This window comes from Pseudomonas sp. AA-38 (assembly GCF_029457475.1).
In the GTDB taxonomy this organism is placed as follows: Bacteria; Pseudomonadota; Gammaproteobacteria; order Pseudomonadales; family Pseudomonadaceae; genus Aquipseudomonas.
In genome coordinates this window covers 3,456,537-3,474,631 of record NZ_CP120359.1, presented here as the reverse complement: position 1 = coordinate 3,474,631, position 18,095 = coordinate 3,456,537, and the positions used below count along the sequence as shown (strand labels likewise).

Here is an 18,095-nt window from a genome sequence, read left to right as displayed (position 1 = left end):
GAACCCCTGCCGACTAGGGCGACTAAGGCGGTCGTGAAAAAATCAGGAAAAATCGCGGAGGCTCCACCCAGCGCAGCGGCCGGGTGGAAACCGTCTATTTTTCTTGATTTTGAGGGGGCAAGAACCCCTGCTTTTGCTCCGTGGATAGCAACCACGTGTGGTGATTGCAACATGGTTCTTCAGCTAGCTTCTGACTGGAGCCGACCAGAGGTGATCACTCAGATCGGCGCCGGGCGTGGTTCCTGTACCCGACTTAGGGCTACATCTACCGCCAGAAGTGCCCCTTCCATATAGCCTCCGTATTCACCGCCAGCTTCGCTCCCGATCAGGACCAGTCGATCATCCCAAGTGTTATCAATCACATTTGTTAAGTCGTAGAGGCCATGCCAGCGAGGAGGCGTTTGGTCATCCGCTGAAGCAGTAAACTGTTCTGCGGCCCAGTCCTGAATCCAGTCTTCCAAAGGATTGCCTGCCTCGTCACCGAATAGGCGGTTAAGCTGTTCTCGACAGTGGTTGCGGAGTTCTGCATCACCGAATCGCCCACGCTGCAAGGCACTTATGGCGAAGAATCCAAACAGCGCAGAAGTCTCACCATTGCTTGCATCATGGATCTCTCCAAGCGGGCCCGTGGAGCTGAAGGCATCGCCCGAGAGACCCTGCTCACGCCAAAACGGATGAGAGTAGCGCGCCACATACTTGGCATGTGCTGCCATCCAAGTTGGAACAGAGTACAGGCGGCTAACACAGTGTTCTGAAAGCACAGGATCAAAGGCAATGCGCTGTGTGAGGCGCGGAGGTATTGCTAACCAAATGTGGCTGTACGAATGCAGCTCGGAATGATTGGCGCCCAGACGAAGTGCCACGCCGTTTTCATCAAGATTGGCTGCGACCACCTCGGTACCGAGGTGGATTCGATTAGCTGGTAAGCTGGCAGACAGCGTGCTGATCAGACGAGTCGTACCGCCTTCGATTCGCATTGTAGTATTGCCCGAGCGATAGCCCTGGCGGCGCGATACTTGTCCAAAACCTCGCTCTAGCAACGCGTCTCCGTATTCGTGCTGGGCGAATGCGACTAAACCCAGCTGAGTCACTATCTCAGACATCCGGGGTTGGACGTCAGGCCAAAACCAGGTTGGCCCCAGATCCAAACCAGTCTCAGTCGAAAGGATGCGCCCACCTAGACGATTGCGGGCCTCAAATAGATCAAATTCGATACCAGCTTGGTCTAGACGGTAGGCGGCATAGACACCGGCTAAGCCGCCGCCGACGATGGCAATCTTCTTCTTGTACATATATGGGCTCCAGCAAACACAGCGGACGCCTTAAGGCGTCCGCGTTAACGCCGCTCCGGGGTTCATTGGGATAACCAGACCAGAGAGCCTCGGCAATTTCTTGCTTAGCCGCCCCTCAGTTCCGTCCAGCGGTGACTCCGCCGTCTACTGGCAGTATGGTTCCGGTAATCCAAGACGCGTCTTGTGATGCGAGGAAGAGAATTGCCGAAGCTACATCAGCAGGTTGGCCATTGCGTCCTAGCGGGTGGAAAGCGTTGAAGGTTGGCAGCACTTCCTTGATCTGCTCAGCATCCATGAAGGTGCCATACACAGGAGTTTCTACCACAGCCGGAGCTACTGTATTGATGCGGATGTTCGAACTGGCCAACTCGATGGCCAAGTTGCGGGTGAGTGCATGTACGCCGGCATTGGCAGCGGAGTAGGCCGCCGAGGGTGTAGCGCCGATAGCCTGGATAGCCCAGAGCGAACCTGTTTGTACAATGGCACCACCACCACGTTGCTGCATGGCTTTGGCCGCCGCCTGAGCCATGAAGAACTTGCCCTTCAGAATAGTATCAAGGAACCAGTCGTACTCGTCTGGATTTACCTCTAGGAAGGGCTTCGGATTAAAGACACCTGCATTATTGACCAGGATGTCCACGCCACCGAATTCGCTCACAGCCAAGTCGACCAGCGCCTGAGCGGTTGAAGGTTGAGCGATATCACCAGCCAGTGTACGGACATGGCCACCAATGACGTCTATATCAAGGGCTGCTTGCGTCAGTTTGGCGACGTCGCGACCACCAATTACAACCGACGCTCCTGCCTCGACCAGACGCCTTGCAACTTCCTTACCGATACCTGAACCTCCGCCGGTAACGATGGCAACCTTGTTAGAAAAACTTTTCATATTCTGATCTCCTCAGTCCTATTGAACGCAAGAAATAGATAATGCCAAAGGCCTCGAAGGAACCAAAAATATGCTAAATTCGTTATATATGGCTCCAAAGCTGATGTGTATTGTTGATTTGGCAGACACCACCAACAACGCATATGTTTTTGTCTGTTAAGATAGAATTTCTTTCAATGACTACACCCGCTTACCTCAATTCTCTGCGTGCTTTCGAAGCCGCCGCCCGCCACCAAAGCTTTTCTGCCGCCGCAGCCGAGCTGAACGTTACCCCAGCCGCTGTGGGGCAACAGGTACGTAATCTGGAATCGTGGCTCGGTATCCCGCTGTTCTATCGCGCTACTAGCGGCTCGGCACGACTGTTACTGACCGATGCAGCACGAGCCGCTCTGCCCGATATCCGAGAAGGCTTCGAGCGATTGAGCCTAGGGCTGGCAAGATTGAAAGACGCCGGGGGGAATGCGGAGCTAACGGTCACCGTGAGCCCGGCATTCGCCTCGAAATGGTTACTGCCACGTATCGAACGTTTCCAGCAGGCCTATCCGGATCTGGATGTGCTACTCGATACAAATTCGCGGTCGGTGGACTTCCAGGCTGAGCGGATTGATGTCGGAGTACGTTACGGTGCTGGTAATTGGTCTGGCCTTAGCGCTATTCACCTGATGGATGAGGTTATTTTCCCGGTCTGTTCACCCGGCTATCCACTGCTAGATGGAGACCGCCTTCGGCCTGAGGTGGTAGCGCGCTGTATGCTTATCCATGATCTTTCAATGGCCAACTACGCCGACTATCCCACATGGAGAATGTGGCTGGATGCAGCTGGATATGGGCACGTGAAAACCGAGCACGGATTGCGCATCAACAACTCAGCTGCAGTGCTGCAGGCAGCGATAGATGGGCAAGGATTGGCACTGGCACGCAGCGTCATGGTCAAAGACGATCTGGCTGCGGGTCGGTTGATTCGTCCGTTTGCCGACGAAGGCCTGGATTGCCCGCTGACCCAGGCCTATTACGTAGTCTATCGCCCGGAAAGTGGCGAGTTGCCGAAAGTGCAGGCTTTCCGCGACTGGTTGCTCAGTGAAGTAGATAAGGCGTCAGAAACCTAGAGTTGGTGCTGCATCTTTCAACCACAGACGCGCACCGTCCACGCCTGCTTCGGCTTCGAAGGTCATGCCCGATGGCAGCCGCATCCAGCTCAGTGGCTGCAGAAGGAAATCCTCACCTACAAGTGTGCCGTCAAGAACCAGCAGTTCCAGTCCGCGAGGATTGAGTATTTTTATGCGCAAGTTGGATTGCACAGACTGTATCCAGACTTTCTCATGGGGATTTTCGAACAATAGCTGGTCGCCTTGAACATTTATCCTAGTGACGAGCTGTTTGCGATCATCAACATGGAATTGGCGAAGTCGCACGAAGATCATGCATCCCTCACTAGCCCCCGGCGTATGACCACTGCCTGGTGGGTTGCGCACATAGGTGCCAGTGGGATAGCGGCCATTCTCGTCCTCGAACACACCCTCGATGACCAAGAACTCCTCGCCTCCTGAGTGCTGATGCGCGCTGAAGTGGCTACCTGGCACGTAGCACACCAGGCTGGTAGCGCGGGCCTGTTCTCCACCAACTCGATAAAACGGGCGTCGTTTTACTCCAGGGATAGGGCTGGATATCCACTGCAAGCTAGCACCGTGCATGATCGCCGGTAGTAAAAGATCGTCATTCAATCGTTCTGGAGTCATGGCTTGGCCTGTTACTGAGCCCCACCAGGGTAGTCGGGGTTGGATGAGGTGGTGTCCCGCTCCGACACTGGGACGAAGCTTATTCTTCAGTGTTGAATATGTTCTCGGTGAAGGAAACTGGGCGCGATCGAAAAATTCTTCGCCCTCTACAAAGAAAATCTTTGTGGGAAGACCTCGTCCCAGGTGATCGGATTGAGGCAAACTCTTCATCAATGGTTTGGCCAGCGTATTTGCTCTGGTTTAGGCGAAATGCCCTTTTCAAAGCAGGGGCTATTTATTGCGGGAGCAGGGTATGCAAGAGCAAAATTTTAAAAGTCGCGATGCCATTCTCAAACGACTCGCTCGGGTGGAGGGGCAGATACGGGGTATTCAGGCAATGATCCGTCGAGGTGACGAATGCGAGGGTATTGCTCAACAGTTCAGTGCAGCACGTAAGGCCCTAGACAAGGCCTACCAACAGATGCTGGTGTGTTTGGCCGAGGATGCCATTCTCAGCCCTGATCATAGCAACAGTGAAAAACTGGCTCAGGTGCGCGACATCTTTACAAAGTACACCTGAGGCATCTTGCATAGGTCTCTCTCATTTTTTCTGCAGATATAACCAGCGGTGATTCTGCTGAAAAGATGCTTCCTAATGGTGTGATTATCAGGCTTCTTGCTTTGAATGGGCTAAGGTGTTCGCGATAGTGCTGTTGCGTTGTTACCTGGGTGCGGCAATTGGCCTACATACCCCCGGGGGTTTACTGAGCTACACTAGAATCTGTACGAAAAGTCGCAGAACGTAGGTCAGACGATACGAATGGTGGCTCCGTAAAAACGGGTGTGGAACGGATCGGGCTCGCACCAGAGTTTACAATCGGCAGATGAGCATTCCGAACCCATTTTCAATGAAGCATCACCGAGCACAGGCACTTTTCGTACAGAGCCTAGATCGCGTAAGCAAAGGCTGTGCCTAGCTTCGTTACCCCGTCCCTTCCACTTACAGGGCATGCTCAGATGGAATTAGACCCGCTTTTCCTTTCCCGGCTGCAATTTGCATTTGTAGTCTGCTTTCATGCGATTTTTCCCGTATTTACCATCGGCTTGGCCTCTTTTATTGCATTTCTAGAAGGTATGTCCTTCCGTACCGGTGACCCTGCCTGGGAGCGCCTGTCGAAGTTCTGGATACAGGTGTTTGCTGTGGTGTTCGGCATGGGTGTGGTCTCTGGCATCGTCATGGCCTTCCAGTTCGGCACCAACTGGAGCAATTTCTCGTATGCGGCATCGAACTTCCTCGGCCCGGTGCTGAGCTATGAAGTGATTACGGCCTTTTTCCTTGAGGCGGCCTTCCTTGGCGTGCTGCTCTTTGGTCGCGGCAAGGTGCCTCAGGGCATGCATCTGCTGTCTGCCTGCATGGTGGCGTTGGGCACTTTTATTTCGTCGTTCTGGATTCTCTCTGCCAATAGTTGGATGCAGACCCCTGTGGGTACCGAACTGCGTGACGGTATGATCCATGTGCTTTCTTGGTCAGAGGCGCTGTTCAGCCCATCCTTCCCCTATCGCTTCATGCACATGGCCCTGGCTTCCTTCCTGACCGGTGCCTTTGTGGTGGCCGGGGTCAGTGCCTGGTATCTGCTGCGCCAGCGTGAAGTGGATCTGAACCGCAAGGCGCTGTCGGTGAGCCTGTGGCTGATCCTGCTGATTGCCCCGACCCAGGCAGTGGTAGGGGATTACCACGGCCTAAATACCCTAGAACATCAGCCAACCAAGGTTGCGGCGATGGAGGGCAACTGGCAGCGTGGATCCGGCGTGCCGCTGCTGCTGTTCGCCTGGCCTGATCAAGAGGCGCAGACCAACCACTTCGAGATTGCTATCCCCAAGCTGGCCAGCTTTATCCTGACCCACGACTGGGAAGGTGAGCTGCCGGGTATCGCCGAGGTGCCGTACGAAGAACAGCCGCCGGTGTGGATCGTGTTTTGGTCGTTCCGGGTGATGGTCGGTATCGGTCTGCTGATGATCGCCTTCGGCTTGACCGGCTTGGTATTGCGCCGAGGTGGCCGCTACTGGCGAACCCCCTGGTTCCTCAATGGCATGCGCTGGATGAGCATCACGCCTTTCCTGGCAGTGCTGGCCGGTTGGGTGGTGACCGAAGCGGGGAGGGCGCCCTGGTTGATCTATGGGGTGATGACCCATGCCGAGGGCCTGACGCCCTCGCTGACCGGGGGCATGGCGCTGTTTACCCTGATCGGTTACATCCTGGTTTATGCCGTGGTCTTTAGTGCCGGCCTGTATTACCTGATGCGCGTGCTGCAGGACGGTCTGGAAGAAGACCTGAGCGCCGAGGCAACCCATGAGGTGGAGCGGGCATCGCGTCCGCTATCGGCAACCCACGTACGTCTGGAACAGGGGGAGCACTGATATGGTGCCGTTTGATCTTTCCATGATTTGGGCGGTGATCATCGCCTTCGGCATCATCATGTATGTGCTGATGGATGGCTTCGACCTGGGGGTGGGTATTCTGTTTCCCTTCGCCCCGGACGAGCAGGCCCGCGATGTGATGATGAACTCGGTGGCACCTGTCTGGGACGGTAACGAGACCTGGCTGGTGCTCGGCGGCGCCGGGCTGCTAGCGGCCTTTCCGCTGGTTTACTCGGTGCTGCTGCCAGCCATGTATATCGGTGTCTTCCTGCTGCTGGCGGGTCTGATTTTCCGCGGCGTGGCTTTCGAGTTCCGCTTCAAGGCCAATACCTCGCGCTACCTCTGGAACTGGGCCTTTGCTGGTGGCTCGATTGTCGCCTCCTTTGCCCAGGGTGCTGTGGTGGGGGCCTATATTCAGGGCTTCAATACCGAAGGCTTGGTGTACGTGGGTGGCCCCCTGGATTGGCTCACGCCCTTTACGGTACTCACCGGCCTGGGGCTTCTGGCCGGTTATGCGCTGCTAGGTTGTACTTGGCTGATCATGAAGTCTGAAGGCTATATCCAGGACTGGGCCTATAAGTTGGCCCCCAAGCTGCTGACCGCCGTGCTGACAGTGTTTGTTGCCATCAGCGTCTGGACTCCCTGGGTCGATCCGTCCGCCTACGCCCGCTGGTTCTCGTCCATCGGTCTGATCTGGATATTCCCGCTGCTGGCCGGTTTGTGTGCGCTGCAGATTTTCCGCAGCCTGCGCAAGCGTCGTGAGGCCATGCCCTTTATGGCGACCATGGGGTTGTTTGTCTTCACCTATCTGGGCCTGTTGGTAACCAAGTGGCCCTATATCATCCCGCCCAACCACACCATCTGGGATGCAGCCTCGGCGCCGGAATCGCAGCTGTTCCTGCTGCTGGGCCTGTTGTTTGTTATCCCCATCGTGCTGACCTATACCGCCTGGACCTACTGGGTATTCCGCGGCAAGGTGCGGGCGGGTGAAGGCTATCACTGACCGCGCGCGTAAACAGCGCAGCCGTCGCTGGCTGGCCCGCCACCAGCGAGCGGTACGCCCCCTACTGCTGGGGGCCGTAGCGGCGGGCCTGCTGGGAGCACTGGCGATTATCCTGCAGATGGGCCTGATGGCCGCTCTGGTGCACGCTCTGTTGATGAAGGCCGCCGCGCCGGCCAGCCTCTGGCCGATGATGTTTGGGCTGGTACTGGCGGTGTTGTTGCGGGTGCTGGCCCAGGCCGTGCAGGAGCGCCTGGGCCAGTATGCCAGTGCCCGTGTGCGGCAGCGGGTACGCGCTGAGCTCAGTGCCCTTTGGGCCAGGCTCGGGCCGGTGCGCCTGGCAGCTCAGCCCAGTGCCAGCCTGAGTAACCAGTGGGTCGAGCAGGTGGACGCCCTGGATGGTTTTTATGCCCGCTACCTGCCGCAGCAATGGCTGGCCCTGCTGGTGCCTTTGTGCCTGTTGGCCGTGGTGTTCTGGCTCGACTGGCTGGCGGCCTTATTTCTCCTGTTCGCCGCGCCGCTGATTCCATTGTTTATGGCTCTGGTGGGGATGAGTGCGGAGCGCATCAGCCAGCGTCATGTACTTCAGGCTGGGCGTCTGGCCGGACAGTTTCTCGACCGGGTACGTAACCTCACCAGCCTGCAGCTGTTCGGTCAGGTCGGACGCTCGATTGCCAGTGTCGAGCAGGCTACCCAGCGTTATCGAGCCATCACCATGGAGACGCTGCGGGTGGCGTTCCTGTCCTCGGCGGTGCTGGAGTTCTTTGCCTCGGTGGCCATTGCCTTGGTGGCCATGTATATCGGTTTCGGTCTGCTTGGCTATATCAGCTATGGCCCTTCGCCTGCGCTAAGCCTGTTCAGTGGCCTGTTTATCCTGCTGCTGGCCCCCGAGTTCTTTCAGCCGCTGCGCAGCCTAGCCCAGCATTACCACGACCGCGCAGCGGCCCTGGCGGCGGCCGATACCCTGGCCGAACTGGAAGGACTGGAGGCGCCCGCCACTAAGCTGCCGGCTGAGCTACGGACCGGTGACTGCGTGGGTATTCATGTGCAGGGGCTGAGTCTTGGCTATGTCGGGCGTGGCTCTATTCTGCGCGGGCTTGATCTGCATGTGGCGGCGGGGGAGGTGATTGCCCTGGTCGGCCCCTCGGGCTCGGGCAAGTCGAGCCTGCTGCATTGCCTGGCCGGCTTTGTGCAGCCGGATGCCGGCACTATCAGCATCTTTGGCCATACCCCCGGTGCGCAGCCGCTGGCCTGGATGGGGCAGCGGCCGTTTTTGATCAAGGGCAGCTGGGCCGAAAATTTGCGCCTGACCGCTCCGGATGCGCAGCCAGCCGCCATGCATCAGGCACTGGCCGCGGTTGGCTTGGTTGAGCTGCTGACGGCTCAACCCAGTGGTCTGGACAGCCCGCTGGGTGAGGGTGGGCGTGGGCTTTCCGGAGGCCAGGCCCAGCGCCTGGCCCTGGCCCGGGTGTGGTTGAGCGATTCGCCGCTGCTGTTGCTCGACGAGCCCACCGCCAGCCTCGATGAACAGAGCGAAGCGGAAGTGGTCGAGGCCCTGCAGGGCCTGGCCGCCGCCGGTCGCACCCTGATCATGGCCACCCATCACCCGGCTCTGATAGGCATGGCCGATCGGGTGCTGCGCCTGAGCAACGGGAGCCTGACCGATGCGTGAGTTATGGCCCTGGCTGCAGCATATGCGCCAATGGCGTGGCCGGCTGCTGGTGGGCGCGCTGCTGATGTTGCTGACTGTGCTCAGCGCCATTGGTTTGCTGGCTCTGTCGGGCTGGTTTATCACTGCAACTGGGGTCACCGCATTGCTCTGGGCTGCAGGGGAGAAGGTGCTGTTCGATATCTATGTGCCGGGTGGCGGTATCCGCTTTTTTGCCCTGTCGCGCACCCTAGCTCGCTACTGCGAACGGGTGTTCAACCACAACACGGTACTTGGCTTGCTGGCGGATCTGCGCGTGCGTCACTTCAGCGCCCTGGCGCAGCTGGATGGTGCCACCCTGGGGCAGCTGCGGGCCGCCCAGTGGCTTAATCGCCTAACCGCCGATATCGATGCCCTGGACACCCTCTACCTGCGCCTACTGGCACCTCCGGCCGTGGCGCTGTTAGCGATTGGGCTGGTCTGCGCCTTGCTGGCGCTGGCGCACCCTGGGCTAGCGTTGACCCTGCTGCTACTCCTGCTGTCGCTGTTACTGCTGGTGACGGTTGGTATGGCCGTGGCCGGATTGCGCCTGAGTGCCAGGCGTGTCGAGCAGCTTGATGGCTTACGCGTGAAGTGCATCGAGCAGTTACAGGGGCTAGCTGAACTGTCGGCCGCCGCGAGCCTGGGGCTGCATCGGCAAGCCCTGCTGGAACGAAGCCAGCAACTGCTGGATGAACAGCTGACCTTGCAGGGGCGTGTGTTACTGGCCCAGTCATTGGTGCTGTTCGGTGTGCTGGGGGCGAGTCTGCTGGGTCTGTTTGCCGGGGTTTTTGCTTATCAGGAGGGGCTGCTCAGCGGGCCGTTTGTGGTGCTGATTGCCCTGGCATTGATGGCCCTTAACGAAGCTTTTGCGTCGTTGCCGGCGGCGTTTGGCCAATGGGGGGGCACCTGTGCAGCGGCGGCCCGCCTTAACCAGCAGGTGGCCCTGGCCGGACGCCTGCACAGCCCAGATAAACCGGATCCCATTCCTGAGAAAATCAGCCTAAGCTGGCAGGCGGTTGAAGTCGATCATGCCGGCATTGCCCAGCTCGATCTGCACCTGTCCGCCGGTGAGCGCCTTGCTGTAGTCGGGCCTTCAGGCTGCGGCAAATCTACCCTGGCGGCGCTGGCCGCGCGTCTGATTGACCCGGATTCCGGCCAGGTCAGCGTGGCGGGTATCCCCTTGCCCCGGTTCGATCTGGACGCCTGGCGTAGCCAGGTGGCCTACCTGACTCAGGAAACCGAGCTGTTGCATGGCAGCATCGCCGATAACCTGCTGCTGGGTAACCCAAATGCCAGTGATGAACAACTTTGGCAGGTTCTACAGATGGTTGCCCTGGCCGATACGGTGGAAGGCTTTGCCGCTGGCCTGAATACCTGGGTCGGGGAGAGCGGTAGGCAGTTGTCCGGTGGCGAAGGACGACGCCTTGCCCTGGCTAGGGTGCTGCTTCGCACTGTGCCTGTGGTGATCCTTGACGAGCCCTTTTCTGGCCTCGATCAGGTCACCCGCGAGCGCATCAAACCAGGCCTCGATACCTGGCTGCAGGGGCGCACGGTGTTGCTGCTCGGTCATAGTGCCGACGCATTGCCTACGGCTGATCGACTGCTGCGCTGGCATCAACTGGAGAGCAGGCATGTGTTGCTCTAATTATGGAGAAGATGTTTACGCTCGATCTAGGTGGTGGCTCATACAAGAACTTCGGACATTATGTCGCGGCTGCGTTACTGGGCACGGGGCAGCATAAAGTCTAGGATGAGCAATATACCCACGGGGGTATTGTGTGGTTAGTTACAGCAACTGGTCTGACTGACGCCACCGCATCTTTTTCTGATCAAGGAGAAACACATGAAAAAATTACTAACAGCTATTGCCTTGTCTGGTCTCACCACCATGGCCATGGCCGAAACCCAAGCGGTAACAGTCATAGTCAGTGACGCAAGCAATATGACCCAGGGTATGGCCATGGTACTGGCCAACCAGATGCAGGCGCAGGGGGCTCAGGTGGATATTCTGCTTTGCGACCAGGCGGGTGCTCTGGCGCTCAAGGAGGCAGGAGGTGAAGCCCTGAAACCCAATGATGTGACTCCGGCGCAACTGCTAAATGCCGCCATGCAAAAAGGTGCCACTGCGTCGGTCTGTGCGCTCTATTTGCCCAACACCGGTTATACCCAGGCGCAACTCAAGGAGGGTGTCTCAGTCGCCAAGCCTGACGCCATGGCAAGCGCCATGCTTGAAAAGCAGCGCAAGGTATTCAGCTTTTAACCAAGCTTGAGCACTTCAGCAGCCGGCTCAACCTGAAAGTAGTCGCCCTTAACCCTTATTTAGGCTAAGGGCGTCCATTTTTACTATTCCAGAAGGCTACGCAGCATCCATGCTGTTTTCTCATGAACTTCAATTCGCTGGGTGAGTAGATCAGCAGTCGGCTGATCATCTGCAGCATCGACCAGAGGGAACATCTTGCGTGCGGTTCGTGCGGCTGCCTCGTGCGCTGTGACTAAGTGCCGAACCATATCGTTAGACTTCGGTACTCCCTCAACTTCAGCAATGGACGCGAGTTGGATAAACGCTTTGTAGGTTCCCGGTGCGGGATGCCCGAGTGCACGGATGCGTTCCGCAATCATGTCCAGAGCATTCCATTGCTCGGTATATTGCGTCATAAACATCTGATGCAACCCGTTGAATTGTGGTCCGGTTCTGAGGAATCCCCACAAATCTACTCCAGCGCCCGAGCTTGCCGGTGCACCTCGTCACGCAGCAATAGCTCCATCTTTGTGAGTGCCGAGTAGGATAAATCGCTGGCCGAGCGCCTGAGGTATTCAAGACCGATACGCCAGAGCGACAGTACGGTTTTATGCCTGACGCTGTTGCTCTGAAAGCGGCGCGACTTGCCTGTCATGTGAGCCTGGAGGCCAGCCAAGTACAGCACGTAACACGCCAGTGCTGCGATCAGCAGTAGGATCTCGATACGCCGTGGGCAGCGCGTCCGGTGTAGGTCGAAAGCAAAGCCGAAACGTAGGCTTTTCACATCCCGAAAACCTTCCTCAATCTGCATCCGTTTTCGGTAGATACCCACGACTTGACGTGCCGTCCAGTTGGCTTGTGGCAGGTTGCTGGCGAGCAGCCAGGGCTCCTGTTCACGACGCGCATTCTGCCGGCTGAGCTTGCTGCGTGCGATGCTGCCCGTCACGCGTCGATGTTTTCTGCCCTTGGGCGGTTGGTGAATGCCGTACAACGCAACTTTGTGCGGTGCACTGCGCGTCATCTCGACTTGGCCGAGTGACCGCGCACGAGATGTCGTCTGCTGGTAGAGCTGCTTGATCGGCTGCCATTGACCTTGCTCGTCGCGATAAAGATCACGATTGCGGACGCGTCCCACGTAATACCACCCCTTGGCTTCGACAGCCTGGAACCAGGGGCGGCGAAATCCGGCATCCGTTACCAAGATCGGCACGCATTGGTTGGGAAGCATGGCTTCCAGTGCATCGAGCAGTTGTCTCTGACGCTGAGGGCAGCCTTCACGGTCATGCACGCTCTCGTACACAGGAAACGCTCGACCAGCCAGCGGGATTGAAGCTCGCAGCAAGTAAAGGTCAGAGGCCGCATTGATCGGCGACCAATCCACCAGGATCAATGGATGACGCAGGGAGCCAATCAGCGCAGTCAGCATTTTCCAGTAGAACAGCGTGCGTTCGTATTGCAGGTGAGCGTTGCCAAGCAGGCGATCCACGCGCTTGATCGAATGCTTGGTGTAAGCCTCGCTGGGCATGGCCCTGCCAAGGTCGGTCAGGGTCAGGCGATGCCCATGCAGCAAGGCACTGACGCTGCTCATCAAGGCGTTCAGCCGCTTGCTGTGGATCGTGGGGAGTGCTTGGGAAAATGCCTTGTGTAAGAATCGTACTGCCTGCATGAGTCTCGGGGGTTGGTTTGTTTGGCGACTACCAAACTGCCCGACTCATGCAGGCTTCTTCAAGCTATCCCATTGATAAAAATGGGATTTTTGTGGGGATTCCTCAGGGTCCGGTTACATTCCAGTGAAAGTTATGGGTCATCAAATACAAGGTGTAACTGTCAGCCAGCAGCCCAGATAGGCCGTGAGCAATTTTCTTACGGTCATCGGCACTAATGCCGATATTTATGGGCATTGATTCATTGGTTTCTGTAGTCATTCTTTTTTCCTAGTAAATGTGAGTTGAGTCAGCACAAAAATACACTTGCCCGTAGCAAGGTCGGCAGAGTGATGGTGGGGGGCGGCTATCAGGTCTTTGAGAATCGCACCAAGTTTAAAATTTCTTAATGACTAAGTTTCCTACCCGGTTTCAGGCGAGCTAACAACTCTCCGTGAAAAGAAAACCTGAGACTTACTATCACTTTGATAGGCCGGACGACCTGAGAAGACGGCCCGGCAGTAGGTCTATTTCTTGATCGGGCAGGTCTTGATGCCAAGTAGAGTGTAAGCCGGGCACCACCCGAGTAGGCCGGTGGCCAATGGCAGGACACCGATCCAAGCCCATACTGGGCCGCCAAAGAATGTCCATACGATCAGCGCGATACCAACCACGATTCGAGCAATCTTGTCGATGCCGCCAACGTTTGATTTCATGATGTATTCCCTCTGTGTGTGATGGTTATTTTGGTGCCGACGTTATGGGCGGTACATCTTTTCCGGGTTCATCTTCGGACTCCACGGCAGGCCGGAGTTTTGCCAGCCGTTCTGCAAACGAAAGCCTGCATGTGCGCCTTCCTTAATTGCCGAGCCCTGAAATCCATTGATTACATAACGAGCATTGGGAAAACCGTTCTCACGGAGAAAAGCCGCACTTGGTTCGCCCCGTTCGCTGCCGGAGCGACACATGGTGATGATCTCGGCATTCTCATCGAGGCCTCGTTTTTTCAACTCGGCACGGATTTCGGTAATGAAGTTTGGGTTTTGCGCGATTTTGTAAGTGCCACGCTGTTCGTCCCAGGCGCTGCGGTCAACCAGAAGGTAGGGAACATTGATATGCACGGCGTCGGTGAAGCCGACGAACATGATCTCAACTGGGTCGCGGACGTCGACGAACAGAACTTTGGCGTCAGCCTGCTGGACTCGAGCATGTACCTCATGGGCGGTGACGCCAATATCAGCGGCCTGCGCAGTAAGAGCGAGCAAGCTCAATGCAGTAGATAGCAACAATCGTTTCATTTATTTCTTCCTCTCAGTCAAAGGTCGGCAGGCTAGGTGTAGTCAAGTCCTTGCCGGCAGCGAACCAAGCATCAAAACCACCCTCGATTGATTGCACCTGTAGGTAGCCCATATCGTGCAAGGAACAAGCAGCCAAGGCTGCCCGGCCACTCGTTTTGCAGTACAGCACAATCTTCATGTCACGAGCTGATAGCTTCGGATCGTTGCTCAGTTTGAATTCCAGTAAGCCGCGCGGAATGTTTATCGCGCCAGGTATGTGCCCTGCGTGGAACTCGTCAGCCTCTCGTACGTCTAGCAGAACGTCTGCTTCGTGGATTGCGGCGTCAGCGGCATCAGTGTTGATTTCGTGGATGCGGGCCTTGGCTTCGGTGACCAAGTCATGCGCACTTTTCATGGGGTTTTCCTTGTGAACTGAACGGTTGAATCTGCTCTGTGTGAGCCTTGCCCAAGTGTCTCAAAAGCGATCTGTGGGGCTAGGGCTTTTAGGGCCTGGAACTGGCTGATAAATACCTGGCCGCCAAACTGCTCGAGAAAACTGGAGCGGCGCAATTGATCCATCACCGGGCCCTTGACCTCGGACAGGTGCAACTGCACACCGGCCGTATGCAAGCGATCGACTATGGCTTCCAGCGACTCCAAGGCACTAGCGTCGATCAGGTTGACCCCGGAACACATCAGCACCAGATGGCGAACCTGGGGCCGGCTTGCGATCAGTTCGCCAATGCGGTCTTCCAGGTAGCGGGCGTTGGGGAAGTACAGGCTCTCGTCGACCCGCAGCGACAGCACGCTGGGAGACTCGATCACGGCGAAGCGTTCGACATTGCGAAAATGCTCACTACCCGGTACCTGGCCGACCACTGCCATATGGGGCTGGCTGGTGCGCCAGAGAAATAGCAGCAGCGAGAGCGCCACACCTATCAGGATGCCGGCTTCCACGCCAATTAGCAGCACGCCGAGCAGGGTGGCCAGTTGCGCAGTGCCGTCCTGGCGCGAGTAGCGCCAGGTGCGGCGCAGCGAGCTCAGGTCGACCAGGCTAAGCACCGCGACGATGATAGTGGCGGCCAGTACGGCCTGGGGCAGGTTGTGCAGCAGCGGGGTCAGGAGCATTACGCTCAGGGCTATGCCGGCGGCGGTGAAGACCCCGGCCATGGGCGTCTGTGCGCCGGCATCATGGTTGACCACTGAACGGGCAAAGCCGCCAGTAACCGGGAAGCCGCCGCTGAAGGCAGCGCCGAGGTTGGCTGCGCCGAGGCCGAGCAGCTCATTGTCCGGCTCGATGCGCTGGCGGCGTTTGGCGGCCAGAGTCTGGCCAACCGAGACCGATTCGACAAAGCCCACGAGGCTTATCAGTACCGCTGCCGGCAGCAGTTGCAAGGCCAGGTTCAGGTCGAGTGTGGGCAGGGTCAGGCCGGGCAGGCCCTGGGGAATGGCGCCGACCACCCTGACTCCAAGCTGGTCCAGCTGCAGTAAGGTGACGGCGACTATGGCCGCCACTATTGCCAGCACCGGCCCGGCCTTGGCCAGGTTGCCAGCGCTCTGTGCCGATAGCCCTAGGCGCTGCAGCAGCGCCTTCAGCCGGGCCCTTGACCACCACAGCCAGGCCAGGCTGAGCAGGCCGATCAGCAGGGTGGGCCAATGGCTTTTCGGCAGGTTCTGCCAGAGCTGCGGCAGGATTTGCGGCAGGCTTTCCCCGGAGGCCGATACCCCCAGTAGATGCTTGAGCTGGCCTACGGCAATCAGAATGCCCGAGGCACTGATAAAGCCGGAAACCACCGGATGGCTGAGGAAGTTGGCGAGAAAGCCTAGGCGCAATACCGCCATCAGTGCGAGCAGCAAGCCGGACATCAGGGCCAGCAACATGGCCGCGCCGATATACTCGGCACTGCCAGCAGGAAATAGCGGGGCCAGTGATGCTGCGGTCATCAGCGAGACTACGGCCACGGGTCCGACCGCCAGGGTGCGGCTGGAGCCGAACAGGGCATAGGCCAGCAGTGGCACTATGCTGGCATACAGGCCCGTTACCGGCGGCAGCCCGGCAAGCATGGCGTAGGCTAGGCTCTGGGGAATCAGCATCAGTGTCACGATCAGTGCCGCCAGACCGTCCTGGGCGGCGCTGCTGCGGTCGTAACTTTGGCTCCAGTCGAGGCATGGCAGCCAGCGGCTTAGTTTCATTGGCCGGCGTCCTTCTCGAAGTTGCAGGCCGCTGTGGCTTCCACCGGCATGGGTTCATGGGGTAGGTGCTTGGGTTCTGCCAGCCACTCGCGGCCACGCAACATCATGTCGAAGTAGATACTCGGCATCATCTTCACCTTCAGCTCCCAGGCCAGGCGACGCGGCACAGCGGGATCAAGTGGGAAGGTGGGCAAAAGCGTGCCGCCGTAGCCGAATTCGGCCAGTACCACCTTGCCGCGCTCAACAGTGAGCGGGCAGGAGCCATACCCATCATAGAGGGCACGTGGCCCTTTGCCGGTCAGCACGGCGATCACGTTCTCGGCCACCACCGGGGCCTGTTTGCGAACTGCCGCTGCCGTTTTCGCATTGGGTGCGGCGCACACATCGCCCAGGCTGAAGATGTTGCCGTAGCGCGGGTGGCGCAGGGTTTCATGGTCGGCCTCAACCCAGCCGTCGACATTGGCCAGAGGGCTTTGGCGTATAAAGTCCGGTGCATGCTGAGATGGCACGGCATGCAGAAAGTCGAAGTCTTTTTCGATGATCTGGCTGTTGCCGGCCGCATTGACTTGTTTGAACCAGGCTTTTTGTGCAGGGCCATCCACTGCCGTAAGGGTGGTGTTGAAATTGAGACGGGCGTTGTAGCGCTCGACATATTTCATGAGCGGCGGCACGAAGGTCGGTACGCCGAATAGCACGGCGCCGGCCGAGGAGAACTCCACCTCGATATCCTTCAGCACGCCTTCTTTGCGCCACCAGTCGCAGGACAGGTACAGCGCTTTTTGCGGTGCACCGGCGCACTTAATCGGCATCGGTGGTTGGGTGAACAGGGCGAGACCGCGGCGCAGGTTCTGCACCAGTTGCCAAGTATAGGGGGCAAGTTCGAACTGGTAGTTGGAGGTGACGCCGTTCTTGCCTAGGGTCGCCTTGAGGCCCTCGACCGCATCCCAGTCCAGGCTCAAGCCTGGGCATACCACCAGGGCGCGGTACCCAATGCGGTTGCCATCTTCAAGCACGATGCATTGCTTCTCGGGCTCAAAGCCAGCCACAGCTGCTCGAATCCATTGCGCTCCATTGGGGATGCAACGAGCCATTGCGCGTTCTGTGCGGGCGCGTTCAAAAATACCAGCCCCCACCAACGTCCAACCAGGCTGGTAGTAATGCTGGTCGCGGGGTTCAACCACGGCAATGCGCAGCTCTGGCGATCGGCGCAACAAGCTGGCGGTGACCGCACAACCTGCCGCACCGCCGCCCACCACTACGACATCGTAGCGTTGGGTGGCTGATGCGCTGCTCTGCGGCTGGCTGACGGGCGCTTGCTGCCAACGCTGTTCAAGGCGTGGGGCCAAGCCGCTGAGGTCGTAGCCATTGCCCCGCGCAGTATTGAGTAGTACCAGCGGGTCAAGATGATGTGCCTCGCTCAACGCCCACAGGCTTGTGGAACGGGTGCCGGTGCGACAGAAGGCCAGAACCGGGCCACGAACCTGGTTGAGCAGCGCGGTAAACGCGGCGATGTTTTCATCGCTGATCTGCCCGGAAAGCACCGGCAAGTAATGGTACTGCAGCCCACTGGCCAAGGCTGCCGCTTGCATCTCGGCGGAGCTGGGCTGGTTTTCCCCTTCAGCGTCAGGACGGTTGTTGATTACGCATCGAAAGCCGGCAGCGGCCAGGGTGCCCATGTCCGCTGGCTGCAATTGCGCGGCTACGGCGATAAATGGGCTCAGGTGCTTTAGGGTATCCAT

16 protein-coding genes and 2 pseudogenes are annotated in these 18,095 nt (G+C 58.1%); 7 read left to right on the top strand and 11 right to left on the bottom strand.

The genetic code is table 11. From position 1 onward, the window contains the following. Positions 1-218 precede the first annotated feature (218 nt). Both PVE35_RS15965 and PVE35_RS15960 read right to left on the bottom strand, forming a co-directional pair. A complete protein-coding gene (locus PVE35_RS15965) occupies positions 219-1,292 on the bottom strand; it encodes an FAD-dependent oxidoreductase (RefSeq protein WP_074915906.1) in 1,074 nt (357 codons plus the stop codon). A 115-nt stretch (positions 1,293-1,407) separates the two neighbouring features. Continuing rightward, positions 1,408-2,181 (bottom strand): SDR family NAD(P)-dependent oxidoreductase, encoded by a 774-nt coding sequence (locus PVE35_RS15960; protein ID WP_074915904.1) that lies wholly within the window; start codon positions 2,179-2,181, stop codon positions 1,408-1,410. Positions 2,182-2,357: 176 nt separating this feature from the next. Between PVE35_RS15960 and gcvA the strand changes: the two genes are divergently transcribed. Next, a complete protein-coding gene (gene gcvA, locus PVE35_RS15955) occupies positions 2,358-3,287 on the top strand; it encodes a transcriptional regulator GcvA (protein WP_074915903.1) in 930 nt (309 codons plus the stop codon). Here gcvA and PVE35_RS15950 read toward each other — a convergent pair. Beyond that, complete coding sequence (locus PVE35_RS15950; RefSeq protein WP_074915901.1) at positions 3,276-3,917, bottom strand: cupin domain-containing protein; 642 nt, start codon at positions 3,915-3,917, stop codon at positions 3,276-3,278. The two genes, gcvA and PVE35_RS15950, sit on opposite strands and share 12 nt — an antisense overlap. A gap of 292 nt (positions 3,918-4,209) precedes the next feature. Between PVE35_RS15950 and PVE35_RS15945 the strand changes: the two genes are divergently transcribed. From PVE35_RS15945 to PVE35_RS15920, 6 genes are all read left to right on the top strand, one after another. Further along, the gene (locus PVE35_RS15945) at positions 4,210-4,476 is read left to right on the top strand and encodes a metal-sensing transcriptional repressor (protein WP_083431603.1); all 267 of its coding nucleotides are present in this window, start codon (positions 4,210-4,212) and stop codon (positions 4,474-4,476) included. 437 nt (positions 4,477-4,913) lie between these two features. Continuing rightward, positions 4,914-6,314: a cytochrome ubiquinol oxidase subunit I gene (locus tag PVE35_RS15940; RefSeq protein WP_074915897.1), complete on the top strand. Its 1,401-nt coding sequence runs from the start codon at positions 4,914-4,916 to the stop codon at positions 6,312-6,314. A gap of 1 nt (position 6,315) precedes the next feature. Next, positions 6,316-7,317, top strand: a complete 1,002-nt coding sequence (gene cydB, locus PVE35_RS15935) for a cytochrome d ubiquinol oxidase subunit II (protein ID WP_074915894.1) — start codon at positions 6,316-6,318, stop codon at positions 7,315-7,317. Beyond that, the gene (gene cydD, locus PVE35_RS15930; RefSeq protein WP_206602780.1) at positions 7,301-8,986 is read left to right on the top strand and encodes a thiol reductant ABC exporter subunit CydD; all 1,686 of its coding nucleotides are present in this window, start codon (positions 7,301-7,303) and stop codon (positions 8,984-8,986) included. Before cydB ends, cydD begins: the two co-directional genes overlap by 17 nt. Next, positions 8,979-10,649, top strand: a complete 1,671-nt coding sequence (cydC, locus tag PVE35_RS15925; RefSeq protein ID WP_074915893.1) for a thiol reductant ABC exporter subunit CydC — start codon at positions 8,979-8,981, stop codon at positions 10,647-10,649. The genes cydD and cydC overlap by 8 nt, the downstream gene beginning before the upstream one ends. A gap of 198 nt (positions 10,650-10,847) precedes the next feature. Continuing rightward, a complete protein-coding gene (locus tag PVE35_RS15920) occupies positions 10,848-11,264 on the top strand; it encodes a DsrE family protein (RefSeq protein WP_074915891.1) in 417 nt (138 codons plus the stop codon). An 83-nt stretch (positions 11,265-11,347) separates the two neighbouring features. Here PVE35_RS15920 and PVE35_RS15915 read toward each other — a convergent pair. The 8 genes and pseudogenes from PVE35_RS15915 to PVE35_RS15880 all read right to left on the bottom strand — a co-directional run. After that, positions 11,348-11,695, bottom strand: a pseudogene (locus tag PVE35_RS15915) (DNA starvation/stationary phase protection protein); the annotation flags it as partial. 20 nt (positions 11,696-11,715) lie between these two features. Continuing rightward, entirely contained in the window at positions 11,716-12,909 is a 1,194-nt protein-coding gene (locus PVE35_RS15910; RefSeq protein WP_277372347.1) for an IS4 family transposase, read from the bottom strand. 106 nt (positions 12,910-13,015) lie between these two features. Then, positions 13,016-13,144 (bottom strand): annotated as a pseudogene (locus PVE35_RS15905) (DNA starvation/stationary phase protection protein); the annotation flags it as partial. 269 nt (positions 13,145-13,413) lie between these two features. Next, positions 13,414-13,602, bottom strand: a complete 189-nt coding sequence (locus PVE35_RS15900) for a DUF2892 domain-containing protein (RefSeq protein WP_074915887.1) — start codon at positions 13,600-13,602, stop codon at positions 13,414-13,416. A gap of 42 nt (positions 13,603-13,644) precedes the next feature. Continuing rightward, a complete protein-coding gene (locus tag PVE35_RS15895; RefSeq protein WP_074915886.1) occupies positions 13,645-14,184 on the bottom strand; it encodes a rhodanese-like domain-containing protein in 540 nt (179 codons plus the stop codon). A gap of 13 nt (positions 14,185-14,197) precedes the next feature. Beyond that, a complete protein-coding gene (locus PVE35_RS15890; RefSeq protein WP_277372368.1) occupies positions 14,198-14,578 on the bottom strand; it encodes a rhodanese-like domain-containing protein in 381 nt (126 codons plus the stop codon). Continuing rightward, the gene (gene sulP / locus PVE35_RS15885) at positions 14,575-16,356 is read right to left on the bottom strand and encodes a sulfate permease (protein ID WP_273256437.1); all 1,782 of its coding nucleotides are present in this window, start codon (positions 16,354-16,356) and stop codon (positions 14,575-14,577) included. Before sulP ends, PVE35_RS15890 begins: the two co-directional genes overlap by 4 nt. Continuing rightward, positions 16,353-18,095, bottom strand: a complete 1,743-nt coding sequence (locus PVE35_RS15880; RefSeq protein ID WP_074915882.1) for a bifunctional protein tyrosine phosphatase family protein/NAD(P)/FAD-dependent oxidoreductase — start codon at positions 18,093-18,095, stop codon at positions 16,353-16,355. The genes sulP and PVE35_RS15880 overlap by 4 nt, the downstream gene beginning before the upstream one ends.

Excerpts from the sequence above, each read along its gene's own strand:
- PVE35_RS15965 (WP_074915906.1), bottom strand. The coding sequence starts at position 1,292 with ATGTACAAGAAGAAGATTGCCATCGTCGGCGGCGGCTTAGCCGGTGTC.
- PVE35_RS15960 (WP_074915904.1), bottom strand. The coding sequence starts at position 2,181 with ATGAAAAGTTTTTCTAACAAGGTTGCCATCGTTACCGGCGGAGGTTCA.
- gcvA (WP_074915903.1), top strand. The coding sequence starts at position 2,358 with ATGACTACACCCGCTTACCTCAATTCTCTGCGTGCTTTCGAAGCCGCC.
- PVE35_RS15950 (WP_074915901.1), bottom strand. The coding sequence starts at position 3,917 with ATGACTCCAGAACGATTGAATGACGATCTTTTACTACCGGCGATCATG.
- PVE35_RS15945 (WP_083431603.1), top strand. The coding sequence starts at position 4,210 with ATGCAAGAGCAAAATTTTAAAAGTCGCGATGCCATTCTCAAACGACTC.
- PVE35_RS15940 (WP_074915897.1), top strand. The coding sequence starts at position 4,914 with ATGGAATTAGACCCGCTTTTCCTTTCCCGGCTGCAATTTGCATTTGTA.
- cydB (WP_074915894.1), top strand. The coding sequence starts at position 6,316 with ATGGTGCCGTTTGATCTTTCCATGATTTGGGCGGTGATCATCGCCTTC.
- cydC (WP_074915893.1), top strand. The coding sequence starts at position 8,979 with ATGCGTGAGTTATGGCCCTGGCTGCAGCATATGCGCCAATGGCGTGGC.
- PVE35_RS15920 (WP_074915891.1), top strand. The coding sequence starts at position 10,848 with ATGAAAAAATTACTAACAGCTATTGCCTTGTCTGGTCTCACCACCATG.
- PVE35_RS15910 (WP_277372347.1), bottom strand. The coding sequence starts at position 12,909 with ATGCAGGCAGTACGATTCTTACACAAGGCATTTTCCCAAGCACTCCCC.
- PVE35_RS15900 (WP_074915887.1), bottom strand. The coding sequence starts at position 13,602 with ATGAAATCAAACGTTGGCGGCATCGACAAGATTGCTCGAATCGTGGTT.
- PVE35_RS15895 (WP_074915886.1), bottom strand. The coding sequence starts at position 14,184 with ATGAAACGATTGTTGCTATCTACTGCATTGAGCTTGCTCGCTCTTACT.
- PVE35_RS15890 (WP_277372368.1), bottom strand. The coding sequence starts at position 14,578 with ATGAAAAGTGCGCATGACTTGGTCACCGAAGCCAAGGCCCGCATCCAC.
- sulP (WP_273256437.1), bottom strand. The coding sequence starts at position 16,356 with ATGAAACTAAGCCGCTGGCTGCCATGCCTCGACTGGAGCCAAAGTTAC.
- PVE35_RS15880 (WP_074915882.1), bottom strand. The coding sequence starts at position 18,095 with ATGGATACCCTAAAGCACCTGAGCCCATTTATCGCCGTAGCCGCGCAA.